Below are 20,972 nucleotides of genomic sequence, written 5' to 3' on the forward strand. Positions count from 1 at the left end.
GGCCGCCGATGATCGCCGGGCCATGCGGAACCGCTCGGTGGGCCGAATACGGGAGGCGCCCGACGTCGTGGCGTTGCCGAAACGCGTCGACCGGAAGATTGGGCGCCCAACAAGCACGGCATATGGATCGGACAAACGAGCTTCCGAACGATAACCCAAATGTGAAAGACATCGTAAATGACGCCAGCCGCATCGATTTGCGATAAAACTGGAAATCGACGAATTCCAATCTATCGTTTTTATCTTGACGTCGTTTCTACGATCGATCATTTCATGCCAAATATCCGATAAATAGTACATGATTATATCTTAAAAATAATATCTATCAATCTATGATCTCTATATTAGCGATATCAATACCCATATTGGGCGTGCAATAGAGATGATTCGACGGTTTTATTTCTTTCGTTGGATCTTCGCGACGATCGGCATGGGGAGGAGAATGCCATTGACGAAAACAGGAGGCGCCCGGGTCGTCATCGCGACTTCACGCAACCGCGAATTCGCCGGCGGGGCGATTTCGTACCGGCCGGTGCGCAGCCCTGCGGCCGCGCGCGAAACGATGGCCCGCCGCGCCGCATCGTCGGAGCGACGCGTCGCTCCGCACCATCCTGAGGCGATGGAGACGTCGCGCAGGATGCCGACCGTCGGCCGGTAGACCGTCCGATCCCCTCGCGGCCGTCCTCGGCCGCGCCGCCTGGCACCCCAAGGCCTCGCCAGCCCAAGGCCTCGCCACCCCAAGGCCTCGCCACCCCAAGGCCTTCGCCACCGAAGGCCTTCGCCGAGGATCGATCCTCATGCCACCATCGTCCCAGCCCATCGCCGAGGCGGCGGCCTTTCGCAGTTTCGCGAACGGCTACCTGCGCGAGATCGATCCCGGCATCCGGGTCCGTCATGCCCTGCCGGACGGGCCGCCGGCAGCCTGCGTGGAATGGAACCTGCGCAGCCAGCGCATCGCGATCCGCGCCGAAATCCGCTCCCCTTCGCTGTGCGGCGCGCAGATCTTCGGCCGCCTCTGGACCCGTCATCTCCACGAGCCCCGCTGGCGTTCGGTCGCGCCGATGCGCGCGATCCAGGACCTCCTCGGCGAGGCCTATGCGCGCGTGGACGAAGGATCGGGGGAGACGGCCCGCGGGCGCGAGCTGGAACTGCTCGGGCGCGTGCTCGACAGCTACCGCGAGACCGCTCGCCAGCTCGATCTCGCCCGAGAGGCGACGGCCGACGACACGAGCTTCATCGGGGCCGACCGCGCGCTGGTTTTCGGACACTGGCTCCACCCGACGCCCAAGAGCCGGCAGGGTCTCGCGTCCTGGCAGGCGCGGGCCTATGCGCCCGAGGAAGCGGGCACGTTCCAGCTCGCCGTCTTCGCCGTCCGTGCGGACCGCGCCCGGCACGATTCGGCAGGGTCTCGCTCCGCGCCCGAGGTCGCGCTGGAGCTTCTCGGCGCCGATGCGGCCCGGGTGCCGCTGCGGCCGGGCGAGATCGCCGTGCCGATGCATCCGCTCCAGGCCGAGGCCCTGATGCTGGAGCCGCACGTCGCGGCGATGGTCGATGCGGGCGTGCTGAGGCGCCTCGGCGCCTTCGGCCCCCGCTTCACCGCGACCTCCTCGCTCCGGACCGTCTACGCGCCGGAGAGCCCCTGGATGGCGAAGTTCTCGCTTCCCGTCACCCTCACCAACTCGCTGCGCGTCAACCGGATCGCCGAGCTCGAAGCCGGCGTCGCCATGGCCCGGCTCATCGCGCGCAGCGGGTTCGCCGCGCGCCATCCCGCCTTCCGGATCCTCTCCGACCCGGCCTATCTCACGCTGCGCTGCCCCGACCGCGAGGAGAGCGGCTTCGAGACGGTGTTTCGCGAGAACCCGTTCCGCGATGGGGCCGAGCGGGGCGTCGCCACCCTGGCGGCCCTGACCGCCGAGCCGCTTCCGGGCCGCCCCTCACGGCTCGAGACCCTGCTGCGCCATCTCCGCGACGACGGCACCGCACCGTCGAAGGCCGCCCGAACCTGGTTCGGCCTCTACCTCGATTGCATGCTGGAGCCCGTGGTCGCGCTCTACGACGCGCACGGGATCGCGCTGGAGGCGCATCAGCAGAACGCGCTCCTCGACGTCTCCACCGGCTGGCCGCGCCGGGGCTTCTACCGCGACAACCAGGGCTTCTACCTGTCGGAGTCGGCCCGCCCGCGGCTCCTGCGCCTCGCGCCCGAGACCGCCGCCATCGCCGGGCTCTATTTCGAGGACGGCGAGGTCCGCCGCCGCCTCGCCTATTATCTCGTGGTCAACCAGATCTTCTCCGTGATCTCCCGGATGGGGCACGACGGGCCGGTCGGCGAGGATATCCTCGTCGACGACCTCGCCGACCGGTTGGAGGCGATGGCCCGCCGCATGACGGGACATGGCCGGGCCTTCGCCCGCGCGGTGCTGCAGGGGCCGACCCTCTGCACCAAGGCCAACCTGCGCGTGCGCCTGTCCGATCGCGACGAGCTGGCCTCGGGCGACGGCAGCGGCAACTACATCGACATGCCCAACCCGCTCCGCCTGCGCGCGGCGGCTCGGACGGAGGCCGGCCATGCCCTCGCCTCTTGAGACGGCTTGCGCGCCCGAGCTGCGCGTCCTGCGGCAGCTGGCGGAAGCGATCCTGTTCGAAGGGCTCGGCGAGCATGACACAGCCCGCGACGAAACCTCGGGACGGCTGGCCTCGGGACATCTGGCTTGGCGCGTCGGCGGGCGCCGCTTCCGCGCCACCGGCGCGATCGGCCCGTTCGGGCGCCCCCGCCTCGATCCATCGACCCTCGAGACGGTCGAGGCCGGGGGAGCGTGGCGCCCGGCCGACCTTGCGGCACTCGTGGATGCCCTGCCGGCGGCGCCCGAGCGCCGGGAACGCTTGCTCGCCGAGTTGCGCCAGACGGTGGAACTCTGCCGCTGGAACGCCGAGACCCTGTCCCCGCCGGACCGCCGCGCCCTCCCCTTCGCGACCCTCGACGGCGCCGTCTGGGAGGGACACCCCTACCATCCCTGCTTCAAGGCTCGCACCGGGTTCACCGTGGCGGACCATCGCCGCTACGGCCCCGAATGCGCCGAGCCGTTCCGGCTCGAATGGCTGGCCGTGCGCAAGGATGCGATCGCCCTCTCGCTGCCGGGCGCGCAGGCCGGGTTCCACCGCGCCGAGCTCGGCCCGGACTCAGACGTCCTGGAGCGGCGCCTCGTCGAGGCCGGCCATGCGTTCGACACCCACGCCCTCCTGCCCGTCCATCCCTGGCAGATGCGCCACCTCGAAGAGGGACCGCTGCGGCCGTGGCTGGCGGAGGGCCGCGCCATCGCGCTGGGCGTCGCCGGGCCGCGCTACCGCGCCAGCCAGTCCCTGCGCACGCTGCACAATCTCGACGACCCGCGCGCGGGCAGCGTGAAGCTCGCCCTGAGCGTCGTCAGCACGTCGAGCCTTCGTATCCTGGACCCGCGTTTCGTGCTCACCGCCCCCGCCCTCTCGGCGTGGCTCGCGGGAATCGTCGCGGGCGATCCATTGCTGCGCGGCCGCTACCGGATGGACGTCCTGCGCGAATACGCGGCCGCGCTCGTCGACCGGGACGGACCGCTCGCAGGCCGGCTCGCCGCGATCTGGCGCGAGAGCGTCGCGCTGTCGCCCGGCGAGGCCGCCCTGCCCTTCAACGTCCTGGCGACGCGCGAGCCGGATGGCACCGCCTTCGTCGCCCCCTGGCTCGCGCGCTACGGCCTGCGGGCGTGGCTCGACCGATGGGTCGAGGTCGCGGTGCTGCCGGTCTGGCATCTTCTGGTGGCCCACGGGGTCGCGCTGGAAGCGCACGGCCAGAACACGATCCTGGTGCATCGCGACGGCTGGCCGGAACGGGTGATTCTGCGCGACTTCCACGAGAGCGCGGAATACGGGGCCGATTTCGTATCGGATCCCGCCCGCGTTCCGGATTTCGGCGCCATCGATGCCGCCCATGCCGGTCCGGTGGACGATCGCTTCCACGCCATGCGCTCGCCCGCCGTCCTCGGCGAACTCGTCACCGACAGCCTGTTCGTCTTTAACCTCTGCGAGGTCACCGATCTCGTCCATCGCACGCATGGGCTCGACGAGACGGATTTCTGGCGACGCCTCGGCCACCGCCTGAAGCGCCATGCGGCCGAGCACGGGCTGGAGGACCGGCTGGCCCGGCTCGCCATCGACGCCCCGCGGCTGCGGGTCGAGGCGCTGCTCTCGCGAAAGCTCGGCCTCGACGAGGAACGGTGCAGCCGCCTCGTGCCCAACGCCCTCTTCCCCTCCCCCAGCGATTCCTCGGGACACCCCATGATCGAGATCGACGGACGCAACGTCGGTGCGGACGAGATGGATGCCGCCATCCGGCGCATCGCAGAACAGGCGCGCCTGTGCGGCGGCGGCGAGCGCATCGCCGCGCGCTTTCGCGACACCGCCGAGGGCCTCGCGCTCATCCTCGCCGCGCGCCGCATCGGCGTCACGCTGCTGCCGATCCACCCGGCCGTGCCTGACGAAGGCGCGCGGCGGCTCGCCGAGCGCGCCGGCTGCCACCGCCTGTTCCTCGACACGCTGGACGGCGAGGTTTTGGGCGGTGCCCCGCCGCCGGTTCCGGGCGAGGGCCGGCTCCTCCAGATGAGCTCGGGCACCACGGGCGAACCCAAGTGCATCGCCCGCCCCTGGAGTGCGGTGGAGCGCGAGATCGAGAGCTACGTCGCGGCCTTCACCGAGCCGGACGGGATGACCCCGGTCGTCGCCTGCCCGATCACCCATTCCTACGGGCTGATCTGCGGGCTCCTCGTCGGCCTGCGCCGCGGCCGCGCGCCGGTGGTGGTGGACACCACCAACCCGAAATACCTCCTGCGCCGCCTGCGCGAGATCGACCGCCCGCTGCTCTACACCTCGCCGGCCATGCTCCACACGCTCGCCCGGCTGCTGCCCGAGGGCGAGTCCATCCACGCCGCGATGGTCTCGGGCACGCTTCTTCCCGCGCCCTGGTTTTCGGCCATCCGGGCCCGCGTCGTCCACCTGTTCCAGCAGTACGGCTGCTCGGAAGCGGGCTGCATCGCCGTCAATCCGGACCTGCGACGGGCAGACGCGATCGGCTACCCGCTGCCCCATCACCGCGTCCTGGCAGGCGCGAGCGCCGAGGTGCCCGCCGAAATCGTGGTGGAGGGCGAGGACGGCCCGGTCCGCACCGCCGATCTCGGCTACCGGCGGCCCGACGGCATGCTCGTCTTCGTGTCGCGCATGGACGACACCATCAACGTGTCCGGCCTCAACGTCTATCCCGGCGAGGTCGAGGACGTGGTGATGGCGATGTCCGGCGTCACCGATGCCGTGGCCTTCGCGCGTCCCGATCCCTTCGCCGGCGAGCGGGTGACGCTCCTGTTCAGCGCCGACGCGCCGGTGCCGCCGCGCGCGCTCCAGGACTGGTGCCGCCGCTGGCTCGCCGGCCACCAGGTGCCGGTCGAGGCGGTGCAGGTGCGCGCGATCCCCCGTCAGGCCAACGGCAAGATCTCTCGCCGCGAGGTCGCCGAACGGTACGAAAACGGCCGCCTCGGCGACCTCGTCGCGGAGGCCGTGGCATGAACCGGGACACCGTCGTCGCGGCCATCGGCACGATCCTGCGCGAGGAGATGAACCACCCCCACCTCGATCGGTTCGGGCCGGACGCGCGGCTGAACGAGGACCTCTATCTCGACTCCGTCCAGCTCCTCCAGCTCATGCTGTCGCTGGAAACGAGCCTCGCCCTGTCGATCCCGGAGGAGGCCATCGGGCGGCAGGACCTCTCCACCGTCGCCGACCTCGCCGCGCTCCTGGCTCCGGGCGGGCAGGACGACCGGGCGGCCGCAGCCGGCGAACCGGCGGCGCCCGCGGACGGCGTCCACGGCGAAATGCCCTACGACCTCAAGATCCACTGCTTCGTCAGCTGCCTGTGCGACGGGCTGAAGGCGCGCGGCATCGACCACCGCCCCTTCTACTTCCTGATCTGGGATGCCGAGTTCGCGATCACCGACGGCTTCCGGCTCGCCTACCACTCGGACGCCATGGACCACGAGTCGTTCCGCTACTGGTTCGAGCGGCTCTACGGCGTGCCGCTGCTGGCCTGGTACGACCACTCCCGCTCCAAGGACCGGAACGTGGCGACCCTCCTCGAGTGCCTGGAGCGACGCCCGCCGGACGAGTGCATCATGGTGATGCTCGACATGTTCCACCTGCCGGAGCGCGAGAACAAGTTCAACCAGAACCCCTTCCCGCATTACCTGCTGGTGGAGCTCTCGGAGGATCCCGCCGTCTGGAAGGTGCGCGATCCCGATTTCCGCTGGGAAGGCCCGATCGCGCGCGACACGCTCCTGAACGCCATCCGCCAGCCGAGCGTCGCCGGCGGCTACCGGTTCGATCCCTCGCTCGGCCACCCCCCGGCGGATGCCGACCTCGCGGCCTTCTTCGAGGCCTGCTTCCGCCCCGAGGCCAACCCGCTGATCGACGCGGTGCGCGCCATCGTCTCGGCCCATGCCGAGGGCCGCGGCGGCCTCGCCCTCGCCGATGTCGACGGGGCGCTGCGCGAACTGCCGGTGATCACCATCCGCAAGTGGGCCTACGAGCACGGCTTCGCCTTCTTCTGGCGCGCCCTGGGCTGGCCGGACAGCGCGTTCCAGCGGATCTGCGACGAGATCGAGGCGCTGGTGAACGGTCTGACGGCCCTGCACTACGCCGTCCTGAAGCTCGCCAGGACCCAGGATCCGGCGCAGGTCGCCCCGATCCTCGCCAAGCTCGACGCGCTCGACGCGGTGGAGTTCTCCCTCAAGCGTCGGCTCGGGGACGCCTACGAAGCGTGGCGCGAGGCCCGCCCAGGCCTCGGCCGTCCGTCCTCCCACCGCGAAAGGCTGACCGCATGAGAGTCTCGCTCTGCACCATCAGCTTTCGCCACCACCTCCTGTCGATCGGCGAGATCGCCCGTTTCGCGCGCGGCAGCGGCTTCGACGGCATTGAGCTGTGGGGGGTGCATGCGCGCAACCTCGGCCCGGGCGATCACGGCGAATGGCTCGCGGCCTACGGCCTGCGCGTGCCGATGCTGAGCGACTACCTGCCGCTCGACGCGCCGCCCGAGGTTCTGATGGAGCGAACCGCCGGCCTGTGCCGGCTCGCCCGGCAGTGGCGGGCGCCGCGGCTTCGCACCTTCGCCGGCACGAAAGGCAGCGCGACGACATCGCCCGAGGAGCGCGCCCTGATGACGACCCGCCTGCGGGAATCGGCGAGCCACCTGGCCGACCACGGCATGCGGCTCCTCGTCGAGACCCACCCCGACACCCTGGCCGACACCGCCGCATCGCTCATGCGCCTCCTCGAGGAGGTCGACCATCCGGCGCTCAAGGTGAATTTCGACGCGCTCCACGTCTGGGAAGGCGGCGACGATCCGCTCGCGGCGCACGACGGCCTCGCGGAGCACATCGACTATTATCACCTCAAGAACGTCCGGGCCCGCCCCGACCTCGGCGTCTTCGAGCCGGCCAACGTCTACGCCGCGGCCGGGCGACGCGACGGCATGACCGGACTTTTCGAGGGTGCGCTGGACTACCGGTCGTTCCTGGACGCCCTGGACCCGAACGCCGAGGCCTCCCTCGAATGGTTCGGCGATGCCTGCTTCTCCGTTCTGCCGACTGACCTTCTCGCGCTGCGCGACGTCACCGCCAGGCGCCGCAACGCGCTCGGGTTCCAGATGGATATCGCCGGCTGACCGGATGTCGATCGGCGCATCGAGAGCCGAGCATCGCGCCCAAGACGATCAACGCCAGTTCTACGGAAGAAGACATGCTTCAATCCCGTGCCGTCGTCCCCACCCCCCATGCCAGCCGCTACCTCCAGCAATTGTGCAAGCACTGGGCGCACAGGTTCGAGACCGCGTTCACCGACTCGGACGGCCGCATCGCGCTGCCGCTCGGCGAGACCCGGCTCAGCGCCAGCGCCGAGGCCCTGACCATCGACCTGACGGCGCGGGACACCGCCGACTTGTCCGGCCTCCGCGATGTCGTCGCGCGTCACGTCGAGCGCTTCGCGTTCCGCGAAACGCTCCGCTACGACTGGACAGAGGCAGCCTCCGGCACGCGCGATGCCAAGGAGCCGTCGCAGTGACCCACCCGCAAGGCAGAACGGACGTGATCACCCGCGCCATGCGCCAGGGGGACGCCGCGGACCTCTTCGAAATCTACAACCAACCCGCCTTCCGCTTCGGAACGCTGGCGCTGCCTTACGAATCCTTCGAGGCCGTCAAGACATGGGCGGAGCCGCGCTCGCCGCGGGATCTCCACCTCGTCGCGGAACGGGACGATCGCGTCGTCGGCGCGGCGGCCCTGCGCCCGTTCTACGGACGGCGTGCCCATGCCGCAGAGTTCTGGCTCGCCGTCCATGAGGATTTCATGGGCGCCGGCATCGGCTCGCGTCTCCTCGCCGCGATGATCGACACGGCCGACAACTGGCTCAACATCAACCGGATCGAGATGACCGTCTTCGTCGACAACGCGCGGGCGATCGCCCTCTACAAGAGGTTCGGTTTCGAGATCGAGGGCACGCACAAGGCGGCGAGCTTCCGGAACGGCGCGTTCGTGGACGTGCATTGCATGGCACGCGTGAGATTCCCGCAGGCGATCTGAGACCCCGTTTCATAGGGTTCGGCGATCCGAAAGCCTTGAACACGACGTCTTAGCGAAATCCGGACACGATGACGCCGGCCGGCCTGGTCAACACATGCCCCACACGCCCTATGTCGTGTGATCTCACCGATTGAGATCTGAACCATGTGGTATCTCTACGGCTTCGTGCTGCTCGCTGGCGTGGCCAATGCCGTTCAAGCCGGACAGAACGGAGCGCTGTTCAAGGGGTTGGACGAGTCGCTGACGGCCGGGCTGGTTGTTGTGGCTGGNACGGCTTCGTGCTGCTCGCTGGCGTGGCCAATGCCGTTCAAGCCGGACAGAACGGAGCGCTGTTCAAGGGGTTGGACGAGTCGCTGACGGCCGGGCTGGTTGTTGTGGCTGGTACCGCTACCTGCATCCTTGCCGTGGGATTGATCTTCGGCAAACTCGCGTGGCCAACGGCGGCCCAGGTCGTGGCGATGCCCTGGTGGGCGTGGTTCGGAGGTTTCCACGGCTTCGTGCTGCTCGCTGGCGTGGCCAATGCCGTTCAAGCCGGACAGAACGGAGCGCTGTTCAAGGGGTTGGACGAGTCGCTGACGGCCGGGCTGGTTGTTGTGGCTGGTACCGCTACCTGCATCCTTGCCGTGGGATTGATCTTCGGCAAACTCGCGTGGCCAACGGCGGCCCAGGTCGTGGCGATGCCCTGGTGGGCGTGGTTCGGAACATCTTGCGCCAGCGCATCAGCGTGAAGAACTGNACCGCTACCTGCATCCTTGCCGTGGGATTGATCTTCGGCAAACTCGCGTGGCCAACGGCGGCCCAGGTCGTGGCGATGCCCTGGTGGGCGTGGTTCGGAGGTTTCCTCGGCGGAGGCATCATCCTGGCCCAGTTCGTCGTTGCCCGGCAGATCGGGGCCGCGCCGTTCCTTGGAATGCTCGTGACCGCTGGCGTGATCACCTCGATCTTGCTGGATCATTTTGGATGGGTCGGCTTCGATGAGCACCCTGCCAGCCTATGGCGGATCCTTGGTGGCCTTCTGATGATTGCTGGCGTCGCGCTCGTTGCGCTCTTTTAGTCGATTCTGGACTTGAATCGACGTGTGTCGTCTGCATCGCGCAGAACGATGCGGGATCAGAGCTGGCCTCAGGACCGATACGCATCGCACGCCACCCCGGCGCAGAACATCTACTCGCCCGCCCGGTCGTTGACGCACGTGCGGGCATCATCGCGCGATCCGGGCAGATGGTAGATCCGCTGGCCGCCGGCCGAGATGTTGCTCTCGATCGTGCAGCCGCTCTTACCGGTCGGGGGCGTCACGATCTCTGTCCGCCTGTCCTCGCCCCCGGCACGTTGGACCGGCGCCACTCGGATGGCTCCCGGAATGGGCCAGCCCATATCCCGGTCCGTAGCGCCTTGGCCATCAGCCTGGCATTCACGTCGTCTTCGCCACGGCGTCGGTACGCGACAGCGTGGCCTCCGCGGGCCGTCCAGGCGTTCGGATCCCCGCCCTCGATCCCGGACACGGCCAAGGCCCGGCCGTAGCGGTCTGTATCGCGCGGATCGCAAGCGAGAGACCGCTCGCCGATCCGTTCGGCGAGCGCCAAGGACGCTGCCTCGCCGCACCGGCAATCCTTGCCAGCCACGTCCTTTCAGCGCTGCCCGCTCTCGGGCCCGTCGACGCCGTGCAGCCGGATCCGCACGCCGCGGACGTCGAGCGTGTCTCCGTCGATCACCGCGGCACGACCGACGACCGGCTCGGCAAGAACCGGTGTGGTGCGAAGGAATGTGACACCGGGAGCGGACCGTGCCTTACACGTCTTTGTTTGCGGCGGAAGCGACGAGACGTGGGGTTTGTTGATGCTGCACAACCCGCCACTCTTCATGTGCGAGTCGGCGATAGGTCGAGGTGCAGTGCGCTTCGTAGGTTTCACCGTCTTTCGTCGCCTTGACGGTGTAGGCGATGACGATCAATCCCTCTTGCGGCCTGGCTATCTGTCCATTGTCGATTTCCACGTCGGCCCACCGCGGTGTGTTCGCAACGGCCTCGATTGCTTGCCTGCCGGTGAAAACGTAGGGCGGTTGCGGCAATGCCATCAGGCATTCATCGTCTACCAACTCGCGATAATGATCGGCGCCACCCGTCCACAGGCTCTTCTCGAACGACCAGACCCGATCATCGTCCATCGTGCTCTCCTTGCGACTGTCCAACGTCGAGAGAAGCTGGGGGTGAGGGGATCGTTCCTGTTCGGGGTGCGCTTTCGCCATCGACACCACCGCGGCCGCGACGCGCTTCAAGACGCCTTTGGTAGGTCGATCTCGTTTCCGGCGACTTCGGCTTGCAGGTCGCCGCCTTGCCGGGCGAGCGAATGGATCCCTTCGCCCTGCCATGCGATGACGTAGCCGAGGTCGCCCATGGCTTCGTCGAGCAACGAGGTCGAATCGTCGCCGCACATCGAGGAGTGCTCCTCGAGCTTGGTGCGGATCTGAGCGATGACACGGTGATCGGGTGCTCCGTGCTTGGCCCAATAGGCGTCAAGCACGTTCATGGCTTGGTTGACGGTCTCGATCACGGCGGCACTCCGACCTCGGTGCGATGGCATATGGTGGTCCCTCATCCTCGGGCCTATGGCGCCGGGTCGATGAGCCTGCCGCTGGCGGGCTTCTCGATGCCCGGGGCCGACCCTGCGAGGCGGGCGACATCGCGCCGACTTGCCTGCCCCCAGGGCTGCGCCATCTCCGTGGGCGACGGCATTGCCGTCTTCTGCTCGCAGTGAACTCCTCTTCCCCGTAGGCCGCATGGCAACCTTCTTCACGGCCGACACGCACTTTGGCGATGCGCCTCTCGTGCACCGGCGCCGGAATGCTTTCGGCTCCGTCGAGGGTCATGACGAGGCGCTGATCGATCGCTGGAACGCGGTCGTCGGAGCATCTGACGAGGTCTGGCACCTCGGTGACTTCGCCGCCGGCGCCAGCCGTGAGCATTGTGCCACCGTGTTCGCCCGCCTCAACGGCATCAAGCGCCTCGTGCGCGGCAACCACGATACGAACCGCGTGCTCGACCTTCCGTGGGCCGATCCGCCCGTCGAGAGCGCTCGCATCACCGTACAGGACGCCGAGGGCCGGCCATGGCGGCTCTTCCTCTCACATTATCCGCACCGGTCCTGGCCGGGGTTCTGGCGGGAAACCCGCCACCTCTATGGCCACACGCATGCTTGCCTGCCGGACACCAGCCGGTCGTGTGATGTCGGCGCTGACGCCTGCGACTATCGACCCGTCGCTCTCGGGCGCCTTCTCGCACGCCAGGAGGCGGCCGAGAATCCGCCGGAGGAGATGGCGATACGGGGCCTCCGCTGAGGTGACCCTGACCCACCAAACCGGTCCAAGCCGAGCGCACGGTTTTCGGGCATCCTGAACCCTGAAGAAGGGTGGATGCCATGCCTCGCGAACGCTTTACGAACGAACAGATCGCCTTCGCCCTGCGGCAGGACCGCCCGGCCCGGAACGTGGGCTCCATTCAGCGGTTCGGGTCCCCGGGGAACGGTTCCCCGGAGCGCCACGGCCTTGCAGGCACCGACATCAGTCTTTCGTTTCCTCGTCGCGGAGAGCGAGCCTCGGGAAGCCCGTGGGAAGCGCCGCGACAGCGTCGGACGCTCATCCGGCGAGACCTACGTCGCTATCCTGGGCCAAATCGCGCCCGGCGCCGTTTGCCACCGCATCATGCCCGCGGACGCGGATTGCACCCTTCCGGACGGCGAGAGCCTGGCCGGATACGACGCGGTCTTCCTGTCCGGGTCGCCCTTGTCACTCAACGAGGAGACGCCGGAGGTCCGGCGCTCGCTCGCCTTCATGGGAGCCCTGTTCGCTTCCGGGACGCCGTCCTTCGGGTCCTGCGCCGGACTGCAGATGGCAACCGTCGCCGCGGGCGGCACCGTCAGGCAGAACCGCAACGGTCCCGAGGCGGGCTTCGCGCGGCGGATCGTCCCCACCGAGGCCGGGCGGTCGCATCCGTTGCTGAGGGGTCGGCCCGCTGCCTACGATGCGCCCAGCATCCATACGGACGAGGTCGAGACCCTGCCGCACGGCGCGACCCTCCTGGCACTGAACCGGTCCACAATGGTCCAGGCCGCGGAGATCCGGCACGACGGGGGTTTGTTCTGGGGCGTGCAGTACCATCCCGAGATCGGGCTCGACGAGGTCACCGGGGCCTTGCGCCGACAGGCCGACGACTTGGTGGAGAGCGGCCTGGCACGGACCCGGCGAGAGGTCGAGGACCAGGCCGATCTGGTCGAGGCCCTCCACCGCGAGCCCGACCGGCGCGACCTGGCGTGGCGGCTCGGGCTGGACGATCAGGTCACGGACGACGCCAAGCGGCGGACCGAGATCGCGAACTTCATCGAGGCGCTGGCCATCCCCACGCGGAACGGCAGGCGGTGACGCCGATGGGTCGAACCAATGCCCGACCGTCGCATAGCGCGACCCACGAAAGCATCATCGACAGCGACCGCAGGACGGATAGGGAGTAAGGCCGGCGGGCCGTGGAGGTCGCCCGGTCTTTTCCAGGGGACGCGGGCAGCGCTTCAGCCACGCTCGCTCATGTTGTCGGCCATGCGGTCGTAACAGCAGCCACCCTCCTTCTTCATGGACCCATGGTTCATGGCCATGTTCCGGGTGGACGCACCCGCCGGCATCCTGAATCGGCGTCGAGCGACATCCCGCAAAGCCGCAAGGAGACCATGTTCCACCTGATTTTCGGACTGCCCTGCCTGTACGTCATCATTAGAGTGCTCTGGCCCCTGCCGTGGCCGTTGGCTGTGAAGGCGGCTGTCGCGATCCTCCTGTTGATCGCGTCTCAGTATCACCTGTGGAGCCGCCTTTCGTCTGGCTCGGTCTTCGCACCCGAGTTCCCACGCGCGCTGATCGTGCTGTTCAACTGGGCCTTCGGCGCCATCGTCCTCGTGGCGGCGATGCAGGTGGCGCTCGACGTCGTGGCATTGGCCACCAGGCTCCTGCCCGGCGGCGGATGGGCGATCCCGACCGGGTTGCGCTACGCCGAGGCGGCCCTGGCCATGCTCCTGTCGGCGGTGGCGGTACACCAGGCCGTGCGAGTGCCGCCCCTCAAAGACATCACCGTCGAGATCGACGACCTTCCGGCCAGCTTCGATGGCTATACCCTTCTCCAATTGACCGACCTGCATCTCAGTAGGTTGTTCCCGGCGGGGTGGGCGCGGGAGGTCGTGACACGATCCAACGAACTCGGCGTCGACCTCATCGTGGTCACCGGCGACCTGATCGACGGGTCCCTCGACGCCCGTCGCGCCGATGTCGAACCGCTGCGCGATCTGCGCGCCCCCGATGGGGTCTGGGCGATCCCCGGCAACCACGAGTATTTCTTCGCGTACGCGGCGTGGATGCGCCACTATGCCGACCTGGGTCTGAGCGTGCTCGAGAACCGGCATACGGTCCTGAGGCGCGGGACCGATGCCATGGTGCTGGCGGGCGTGACCGACCTGTCCGCCCCGCATTCCGGCCAGCCGGCGCACGACCTCGACGCGGCGCTGGCCGGTGCGCCGTCGGGCGCGCCCATCGTCCTCCTCGACCATCAGCCACGGGACGCGAGACAGGCAGCCGCGAAGGGTGTGGCCCTGCAGCTTTCGGGGCATACGCACGGTGGGATGATCTTGGGCCTCGACCGGCTGGTCGCGCGCGCCAACGGCGGCTTCGTGTCGGGCGCCTACGCGGTCGGCGGCATGACGCTCTACGTCAACAACGGCACGGCGTTGTGGCTAGGCTTCGCCCTCAGGCTGGGGCGCCCGTCCGAACTGACGCGCATGACGCTCCGGTCCAGGCCCCGACGTTAACCGACCAGTACGACGGCCTTGCGCTCGTAGGACGGGCGGTCGATCTGACCGACGATGAAGTGCGCCACGTCGGCCCGGGAGATCAGGCCGTTGCGCCACGACGACGGATCGGAAAGGACCTTGTAGCGACCGGTCGCAGATCCGGGCGTCAGGACGCCGGGCCTGACGAACGTCCAGTCCAAAGCGCTTCTGCGAATGCGCATCTCCTGCGCGTCCTTGTCGTCGTAGGCCCGTCCGAAAACGAGGCGGAAGGGCACGCGCTGCAGGAAGCCGATCGCCTCGCGGCTGTCGCCGGTGCCGAAGCCCGTGACGGTGATGACCCGTCGCACGCCTGCCGTCTCCATCGCCGGCACCAGCACGTTGGTAGCGTCCGAGAACAGGGTCACGGGACCAAGCAGGTCCTTGACCGGCACCCCGAGCGCCTGGACGACGACGTCGACCCCGACGAGGGCCGACGCCACATCCCCGGCATTCAAGGCGTCCCCGGAGAATCGTTCCAAGCCCGCCCCCGCAAGGGCTATTCCTGCGGCGGACCGTGCGAAGGCTCGGACGCGATGCCCAGCCGCCAGGGCCGCCTTCACGGTCTCAAGGCCGATGCCCTTGCTGGCACCAATGACGAGGACGTGGGCCATGTGCTTCCTGCGAGATGTGAAATACGACTAGACCCGACGTGGGGAGGTCGCGCCATGCGGTCACTTGACCAAGCGCCGACATCCGCGATGCCTGCATTCACGCTGCAAGCAACGAGGTTTGCCGGTTTGAACAGTCGATCAGGCGACGACTGGCGCTTCCGAACAGGTCTTCGCGCACTTGGGACGGCTCGACGCTCGCGTGTCGCCGGGCGGTGGAGAGGTTAAGGATCGTCCGTTGAGGCCATAGGAGACCGCGACACTCCGCCGACACCCAGCCTGCCAGCCCCTTCCGGATCTCCGTCAGAGTTCAAAGCCCGACAGCGTAGCGGCCGCCTGGATGAGGGCGAGGTGTGTCAGGCACTGCGGAAGGTTGCCGAGGAAGGCACCCGTCTCGGGATCAGCCATCTCGGAATAGGTGCCCGAGTTGCGGTCGAGGGCCTCGATCACCGCCTCGAACTTGACCGCGGCCTCGTCCTTCCGGCCAAGCAAGGCCATCGCCTCGACGAGCCAGAAGGTACAGGCGAGGAAGCAGCCCTCCTCGGCGTCGACCCCGGTATAGCGGTAGTGATAGGGGCCAGCACCGAGTTCGCGGTCGATCGCCTCGCAGGTCGCCCGAAGTCGATCCGGGTTGCCGAACCGGAAGCGGACGGCCAGGGCCAGCGACGCATCGAGCTTGTCGCTGCCCGGGTACATCACGTAGGCCCGCTTCTCCTCCGACCAGCAATGCTCGTCGATCCATGCGGCGACGCGGTCGCGGGCGCGGGCCCAGCGATCCTTGCACGTCCCGGGCAGATGGCCGTCCTCGGCCATCTCGACGGCGCGGGCCAGCGCCTGCCAGCAGCTGATCTTCGATCCGGTGTAGTGCTGCTGCTCGGGAAGCTCCCAGATCCCGGCATCCTTGAGCTTCCACGTCTCGGCGCATTCGTCGGCGAGGCGAGCCAGCAGGGCACCCGACCGAAGGTCGAGCATGCCGCCGCCGACCACGAACCGTTCCGCAGTCTCGAAGATGTCGCCGTAGATGCCATGCTGGTGCTGCCCGGTGGCGGCGTTGCCTCTCCGGACGGGTCGCGAGTTGCGGTAACCTGGAAGGTCGAGCTCCTCCTCCTCGGACACGGTCTTGCCGTTCAGGGTGTAGAGGACCTGCGCGCCATGGTCCTCGAGGCGGCCGACGAGCCACGTCAGAGCGGCGCTGGCCTCCGCGTGGGCGCCGAGCCGGAGGAACGCCTTGATGACGTAGCCGGCATCGCGGATCCAGGCGTAGCGATAGTCGTAGTTCTTCTTTCCGCCGATGCCCTCCGGCAATGAGGTCGTGGCCGCGGCAGCAATGGCGCCGGTGGGGGAGAACAGCAGGAGCTTCAAGGCCAGCCCGCTCCGCTCGACCTGCTCGCGGTACCTCCCCTCGTATCCCAGTCGCTCGGTCCAATTCCGCCAGGCGTCGCAGGAGACCTCGATGCGGCGGTCGATGTCCGCCACCGGTACGACGACCAACGGCTCGTGCTCGCCGGCGACGATCGCGACGAGCTCGCTCTTGCCGGCGGAGACATCGACATGCGCCATGATCGCATGGTCGTCCTCGGCATCGATGAGGACACCTTCGCTATGCCTGAACAGCCCCATCAGGCTGGCGACATGGAAGGCGCGGCCGCTCGCGTTCGTGGAGAGGAATGGACCGGCGGTATCCCCGCGCGTGCCGAAGACGAGTTCGACACGCAAGCGGACGTGCCCTTCCAGCCCCTCGATCCGCCGGGCCAGCTCCGCCCAGGGCAGCCGGCCGGCCGGGCCGCTGTTCAGGCTCTCGGTCAGCCTCGCCTTGCCCGTCGCCGTGGTGAAGACGGTCTCATGGACGTTGCTACCGTCACGGTACCCGATCTCGGACGTGAAGGGGTCGACCGGTGTCACCGAGAAGTAACCGCCTTCGTGCGGTGACAGCAGGCGGTCGAACAGCGGCGGGGAGTCGAGGTTCGGGCAGCACCACCAGTCGATGGAGCCGTCCGCGCCGGAAAGGGCGACGGAACGGCCCTCACCGAGGGCGGCGTAGGCTTCGAGGGGCAGATATCCATCTTCGCGTTCAACAGACCCGCCGGTGCGGGGAAAAGGCTTCAACACGCGCGGCAGCTCCAGGCAGGCGATAACGATGACGGTGCGGTCGGCTAGAGGCGCAGCTGCGGCAGGACGCGGGCCCCGAAGGCCTCGATGAAGGCGTCCTGGTTTCGTCCGACCTGGTGGATGATGATCTCCTCGAAGCCGATCTCGGCGAGCTCGGCCAGCCAGGCCGCCTGTCGCCCGAGGTCATCGGACACCCGCACGCAGCCATGGACATCCTCCGGCCGCACGAAGCGAGACGCGGTCTCGAAGTCCTCGGGCGAGCGCAGGTCCCAGTTCGCGTCGCCTTCCAGCATGTTGCTGGCCCACTGCCCATGAGCCTCGGCAAGCGCCCGATCCGGATCGGTGTCCCAGCCCACCTTGGTCTGGAGGAACACCGGCTTGTCGGCACCTCCACCCTCGCGAAAGGCTTCGACCACCGGACGAAGCTTGTCGGGTTCGATGCCGACCGTGACGAGACCGTCGGCCCATGCCGCCACCTTGCGAGCGGTGTCGGCGGTGACGGCACCACCGAGGAGCAGGGGCGCCTTACTGGGACGGGAATACAGCTTCGCGTCCACGACAGTGACGCGGCCCCGGTGCGTCACGGTCTCGCCCTCGAACAGGGCCCGGATCACGCAGGCGCATTCGGCCAACCGCGCGGTACGCTCGGCCTTCTCCGGCCAAGCGAGCCCGGTGATGTCCTCGTTCAGGCGCTGTCCGCTGCCGAGGGCCAACCAAAGGCGGTCCGGGAACATTTCTGAGAGGGTCGCGGCGGATTGGGCGAGGACGGCCGGGTGGTGACGGTACCCCGGCGCAGTGATGATGCCGAAGGGCAGACGCGTCGTCGCCAGTGCGGCCCCGAGCCAGGACCACGCATGACCCGCGTGCCCTTGGGCGTTGCTCCAAGGCTTGAAATGCTCCGACGACATCGCGCAGGCGAAACCCGCCCGCTCGGCCGACTGCACGTGGGCGAGGAGCGTGGACGGAGCGTATTGCTCATGGGATGCGTGGTAGCCGAAATGCGCCAAGTCGATCGTCCCGCACAAACGGAAACCGAACGGACGCAGGAACCCGACGTTCCGGAATGCGACTGCTTCAACTCGACACGTCCACCATGGGCGTGCCCGGACCGCCATCGCCCTCGGTGCCGCCGCGGCATGTCCCGGGCATCGATCCACGAAGACGTTCGTCACGCCGGCAGCTGCGTTCGATGGTATCCTGGCATGGTCGTATCGGCCGAAGCGCAAGCGTGAACGGGCGCTCTGCGTCATCCTGGGGGGCCCCGCTCCGGACGGTGACCCGGGCGACGATGGCCCACGCACCGGGTGGGGAACCGCCCTCGCCCTTCTCGGATTTCGAACCTGTCCGGGCATGCCGACATAGGCGCCTGCCGCGACCGTTTCAAAAAACCAGGTCGCCTTTTCAGGATTCATCGATGACAGACGCACAGAGCCATCGCGTTGCGATGCAGGACCCGCGCACCCAGTACCCGCAGCCACCCTTCAAGCGTCAGCCGCAGGAGGCGCCCGGTCTGGCGGAGGCGATGGATCCGAAGCCGGACCACGGTGAGACGAGTTATGTCGGGCATGGTCGCCTCGCCGGTCGCAAAGCCCTCGTGACCGGAGCCGACAGCGGTGTCGGTCGCGCCGCGGCCATCGCGTTCGCCAGGGAGGGCGCGGACGTCGCCCTCAGCTTCCTGGAGGCCGAGATGCCCGACGCGCATGAGGTTGCCAAGCTGATCGAGGCCGAGGGACGTAAGGCGGTCCTGCTGCCGGGCGACATCACCGACAGGGCGTTCTGCGAGACCCTGGTCCACAAGGCCATCGTCGGCCTGGGCGGCCTCGACATCCTCGTGAACAACGCCGGCAAGCAGACGAACCAGTCGGACATCGGCGACATCACGGACGAGCAGTTCGACCTGACGCTGAAGACCAACCTTTACGCCATGTTCTGGATCACCAAGGCGGCGATGCCCCTGCTGCCGCCCGGGGCCTCCATCATCAACACGGCGTCGGTCGTGGCCTACACCCCCCCGAAGATCCTCCTGGACTACGCGACCACGAAGGCCGGCATCGTCGCGTTCTCGAAGGCGCTGGCCAAGCAGGCGATCTCGAAGGGCATCCGCGTCAACGCCGTCGCCCCGGGGCCGTTTTGGACCGCGCTGCAGCCGTCCGGCGGCCAGCCGCAGGAGGCGGTGGAGAAGTTCGGATCGGAGGTGCCGCTGGGTCGGCCCGGCCAGCCCGTCGAACTCGCGCCGATCTACGTCTTCCTGGCGTCCCAGGAGGCGAGCTTCGTGACCGGCGAGGTCTACGGGGCCACGGGCGGAAATGGAACGGCATAGGCCGGAGTCTCGCGACGAGCGGGACAGGACAACTGTCCCTCGGCTGTGTCGTCGACCTGCTGGGCGTTGCAGTCGCTGACGACGCGGCCCTTCGAGCTGACCACGTTTCGTCCCGGCAGCGACCTGACCGCCGTCGGGACAAGGAACCTGAGCAGTTGCTGTCGGACGGCTCCCGGTCCGGCGACGATCCAGTCCCGCCCATCGGCAACCGGCCTCCCGGCCGGTGGGTCCTGGACGGCGAATTTCGAAGGGCCGGAATAGCGGTGCCGGGCGCCTGCCAATCCAGCTTGCCGCGCTCGCTCGCCTCGGTCGACCCGACGCTCGTGCCGGTGTTGGGTTCTCCGATCGGAACCTGCACCCAAGGGTCGGCTGCGATACGGATAGCGATGCAGGTGACACGTCAGGTCTGTCGCGAAGGAATGGCCAATACGCCGAGCACCTCGCGCCGGACGAGTGACTCAGTTTTTCATCGCCCGCGCCATCTAGCAGCGCATGCATCGTTCCCGTCCGACCAGAGGAATGAGGCCGGGTAACGCTCAGGGGTCTGTTCCGGATCTGCCCTCGACCCTCGCCGGGCACCATTCGCTCCTAGGCGCAAGGCTGGCCCGTATCGAACGCATGACGCTGCGTGTCTGTGTCGCTTCGCACTTTGCTGCGGTGCACACAGAGGCCATCTCCTGTCTGTCCAGGGAGGACGCCCATCGGGACCCACCACCATTAAGGGACCTACCGATGGCCAGCACGACAATGAACCACGACCTTTCCGTCCCCGAAGCGGAAGGAGCCAGCCTGCGTAAGACCGTCAGGATCTACTGGGACATGGCCGGCGCCGCGTTGAGGTGCGCGGCTTCCGTCGAGAGCGGATACCGTCCGCAAGAGCGCGACCAGAGACTCCTGGGCATCGAGGGGATCATGCCCCTGACCAAGCAGATCGGCCGCTGAGGCAACCCGCCGGACCGCGCGAAGGCGCGTCCGTGTAGATCGGCGTCGAAGGATGACCCTGAGCAAAACAGACGTAATTCATTATGGAAGCTAGGGAATTTCCATCGAAGGTGGGGTCACGATTGGCGCCGATCGTGACTCCACCTTCGACAAAGGTTACGGTTTTAGATCAATAACTTAGCGTGATCTGAGGGAGGGGTCATCCTTCGAGGCTTTTTCACACGTCAGAGACCAGACTGGAAACGACCGCAGACCCCTTGTGTACCCCCCATGACTAAAAGATGCGTGGACGATGGACAAGTTCTTCTACTACCTCGTGACTCTGCTTGAATCCGCGCTGTCGGTCGTGGGCATCCGCGGGACCTATGAAGAGCCGCGCTATGCGTGTGTTTCGGCGTGCAACTTTGACCCCGTGAGGTGGGGGATCGGCGTCCAATTCTGACCCCCTAACCTCGTTCTCGCAGACTGCTCTCCGGTACGGCCGGAAGGG

Annotated in this window: 19 protein-coding genes and 1 pseudogene; 14 read left to right on the forward strand and 6 right to left on the reverse strand. The window is 67.9% G+C overall.

Annotation, left to right across the window (positions count from 1 at the left end; translation table 11 throughout):
- The first annotated feature begins 797 nt into the window (after positions 1–797).
- The 8 genes and pseudogenes from ASG59_RS04735 to ASG59_RS04770 all read left to right on the forward strand — a co-directional run.
- Entirely contained in the window at positions 798–2,582 is a 1,785-nt protein-coding gene (locus ASG59_RS04735; protein ID WP_056407245.1) for an IucA/IucC family protein, read from the forward strand.
- Positions 2,566–5,583 carry an IucA/IucC family protein gene (locus ASG59_RS04740; protein ID WP_056407246.1) on the forward strand — a complete coding sequence of 1,006 codons (3,018 nt, stop codon included), beginning with the start codon at positions 2,566–2,568 and terminating at the stop codon, positions 5,581–5,583. The genes ASG59_RS04735 and ASG59_RS04740 overlap by 17 nt, the downstream gene beginning before the upstream one ends.
- Positions 5,580–6,893, forward strand: a complete 1,314-nt coding sequence (locus tag ASG59_RS04745) for a DUF6005 family protein (protein WP_056407248.1) — start codon at positions 5,580–5,582, stop codon at positions 6,891–6,893. The genes ASG59_RS04740 and ASG59_RS04745 overlap by 4 nt, the downstream gene beginning before the upstream one ends.
- Positions 6,890–7,732, forward strand: a complete 843-nt coding sequence (locus tag ASG59_RS04750; RefSeq protein ID WP_056407250.1) for a sugar phosphate isomerase/epimerase family protein — start codon at positions 6,890–6,892, stop codon at positions 7,730–7,732. Before ASG59_RS04745 ends, ASG59_RS04750 begins: the two co-directional genes overlap by 4 nt.
- Before the next feature lie 74 nt (positions 7,733–7,806).
- A complete protein-coding gene (locus tag ASG59_RS04755) occupies positions 7,807–8,127 on the forward strand; it encodes a DUF2218 domain-containing protein (protein WP_055887100.1) in 321 nt (106 codons plus the stop codon).
- A gap of 38 nt (positions 8,128–8,165) precedes the next feature.
- The gene (locus ASG59_RS04760; RefSeq protein WP_055887449.1) at positions 8,166–8,645 is read left to right on the forward strand and encodes a GNAT family N-acetyltransferase; all 480 of its coding nucleotides are present in this window, start codon (positions 8,166–8,168) and stop codon (positions 8,643–8,645) included.
- A 278-nt stretch (positions 8,646–8,923) separates the two neighbouring features.
- Positions 8,924–9,373, forward strand: a complete 450-nt coding sequence (locus tag ASG59_RS04765; protein WP_082528620.1) for a DMT family transporter — start codon at positions 8,924–8,926, stop codon at positions 9,371–9,373.
- A gap of 8 nt (positions 9,374–9,381) precedes the next feature.
- Positions 9,382–9,699: pseudogene (locus tag ASG59_RS04770) on the forward strand (DMT family transporter); the annotation flags it as partial.
- Between the two features lie 110 nt (positions 9,700–9,809).
- On the opposite strand, the gene ASG59_RS21385 reads toward ASG59_RS04770, so the two are convergent.
- The 3 genes from ASG59_RS21385 to ASG59_RS04785 all read right to left on the reverse strand — a co-directional run bounded on the left by ASG59_RS21385 (position 9,810) and on the right by ASG59_RS04785 (position 11,194).
- Positions 9,810–9,941 carry a hypothetical protein gene (locus tag ASG59_RS21385; RefSeq protein WP_277996096.1) on the reverse strand — a complete coding sequence of 44 codons (132 nt, stop codon included), beginning with the start codon at positions 9,939–9,941 and terminating at the stop codon, positions 9,810–9,812.
- A 492-nt stretch (positions 9,942–10,433) separates the two neighbouring features.
- On the reverse strand, positions 10,434–10,808 hold the full coding sequence (locus tag ASG59_RS04780) for a hypothetical protein (RefSeq protein WP_055887453.1): 375 nt from the start codon (positions 10,806–10,808) through the stop codon (positions 10,434–10,436).
- Positions 10,809–10,915: 107 nt separating this feature from the next.
- Complete coding sequence (locus tag ASG59_RS04785) at positions 10,916–11,194, reverse strand: hypothetical protein (protein WP_056283450.1); 279 nt, start codon at positions 11,192–11,194, stop codon at positions 10,916–10,918.
- Positions 11,195–11,420: 226 nt separating this feature from the next.
- Here ASG59_RS04785 and ASG59_RS04790 point away from each other — a divergent pair, with 226 nt between their 5' ends.
- From ASG59_RS04790 to ASG59_RS04800, 3 genes are all read left to right on the forward strand, one after another.
- Entirely contained in the window at positions 11,421–11,978 is a 558-nt protein-coding gene (locus tag ASG59_RS04790) for a metallophosphoesterase (protein WP_055887109.1), read from the forward strand.
- Positions 11,979–12,341: 363 nt separating this feature from the next.
- Positions 12,342–13,058 carry a type 1 glutamine amidotransferase gene (locus ASG59_RS04795; RefSeq protein ID WP_244475626.1) on the forward strand — a complete coding sequence of 239 codons (717 nt, stop codon included), beginning with the start codon at positions 12,342–12,344 and terminating at the stop codon, positions 13,056–13,058.
- Positions 13,059–13,357: 299 nt separating this feature from the next.
- A complete protein-coding gene (locus ASG59_RS04800; RefSeq protein WP_056407256.1) occupies positions 13,358–14,482 on the forward strand; it encodes a metallophosphoesterase in 1,125 nt (374 codons plus the stop codon).
- Here ASG59_RS04800 and ASG59_RS04805 read toward each other — a convergent pair.
- The 3 genes from ASG59_RS04805 to ASG59_RS04815 form a co-directional block, all read right to left on the reverse strand.
- Positions 14,479–15,114, reverse strand: coding sequence for an NAD(P)H-binding protein (locus tag ASG59_RS04805; RefSeq protein ID WP_055887119.1), 636 nt, complete (start codon positions 15,112–15,114; stop codon positions 14,479–14,481). The two genes, ASG59_RS04800 and ASG59_RS04805, sit on opposite strands and share 4 nt — an antisense overlap.
- A gap of 300 nt (positions 15,115–15,414) precedes the next feature.
- Complete coding sequence (locus tag ASG59_RS04810) at positions 15,415–17,220, reverse strand: glycoside hydrolase family 15 protein (RefSeq protein WP_056407258.1); 1,806 nt, start codon at positions 17,218–17,220, stop codon at positions 15,415–15,417.
- Positions 17,221–17,264: 44 nt separating this feature from the next.
- Positions 17,265–18,227: a TIGR03885 family FMN-dependent LLM class oxidoreductase gene (locus ASG59_RS04815; protein ID WP_056407260.1), complete on the reverse strand. Its 963-nt coding sequence runs from the start codon at positions 18,225–18,227 to the stop codon at positions 17,265–17,267.
- 407 nt (positions 18,228–18,634) lie between these two features.
- Here ASG59_RS04815 and ASG59_RS04820 point away from each other — a divergent pair, with 407 nt between their 5' ends.
- The 3 genes from ASG59_RS04820 to ASG59_RS20280 all read left to right on the forward strand — a co-directional run bounded on the left by ASG59_RS04820 (position 18,635) and on the right by ASG59_RS20280 (position 20,924).
- Entirely contained in the window at positions 18,635–19,540 is a 906-nt protein-coding gene (locus ASG59_RS04820; protein WP_056283466.1) for an SDR family oxidoreductase, read from the forward strand.
- A 732-nt stretch (positions 19,541–20,272) separates the two neighbouring features.
- A complete protein-coding gene (locus ASG59_RS04825; RefSeq protein WP_055887131.1) occupies positions 20,273–20,482 on the forward strand; it encodes a hypothetical protein in 210 nt (69 codons plus the stop codon).
- 292 nt (positions 20,483–20,774) lie between these two features.
- Entirely contained in the window at positions 20,775–20,924 is a 150-nt protein-coding gene (locus tag ASG59_RS20280; RefSeq protein WP_200945929.1) for a hypothetical protein, read from the forward strand.
- The last annotated feature ends 48 nt before the right edge of the window (positions 20,925–20,972 follow it).

This window comes from Methylobacterium sp. Leaf466, assembly GCF_001425565.1.
GTDB lineage: Bacteria > Pseudomonadota > Alphaproteobacteria > Rhizobiales > Beijerinckiaceae > Methylobacterium.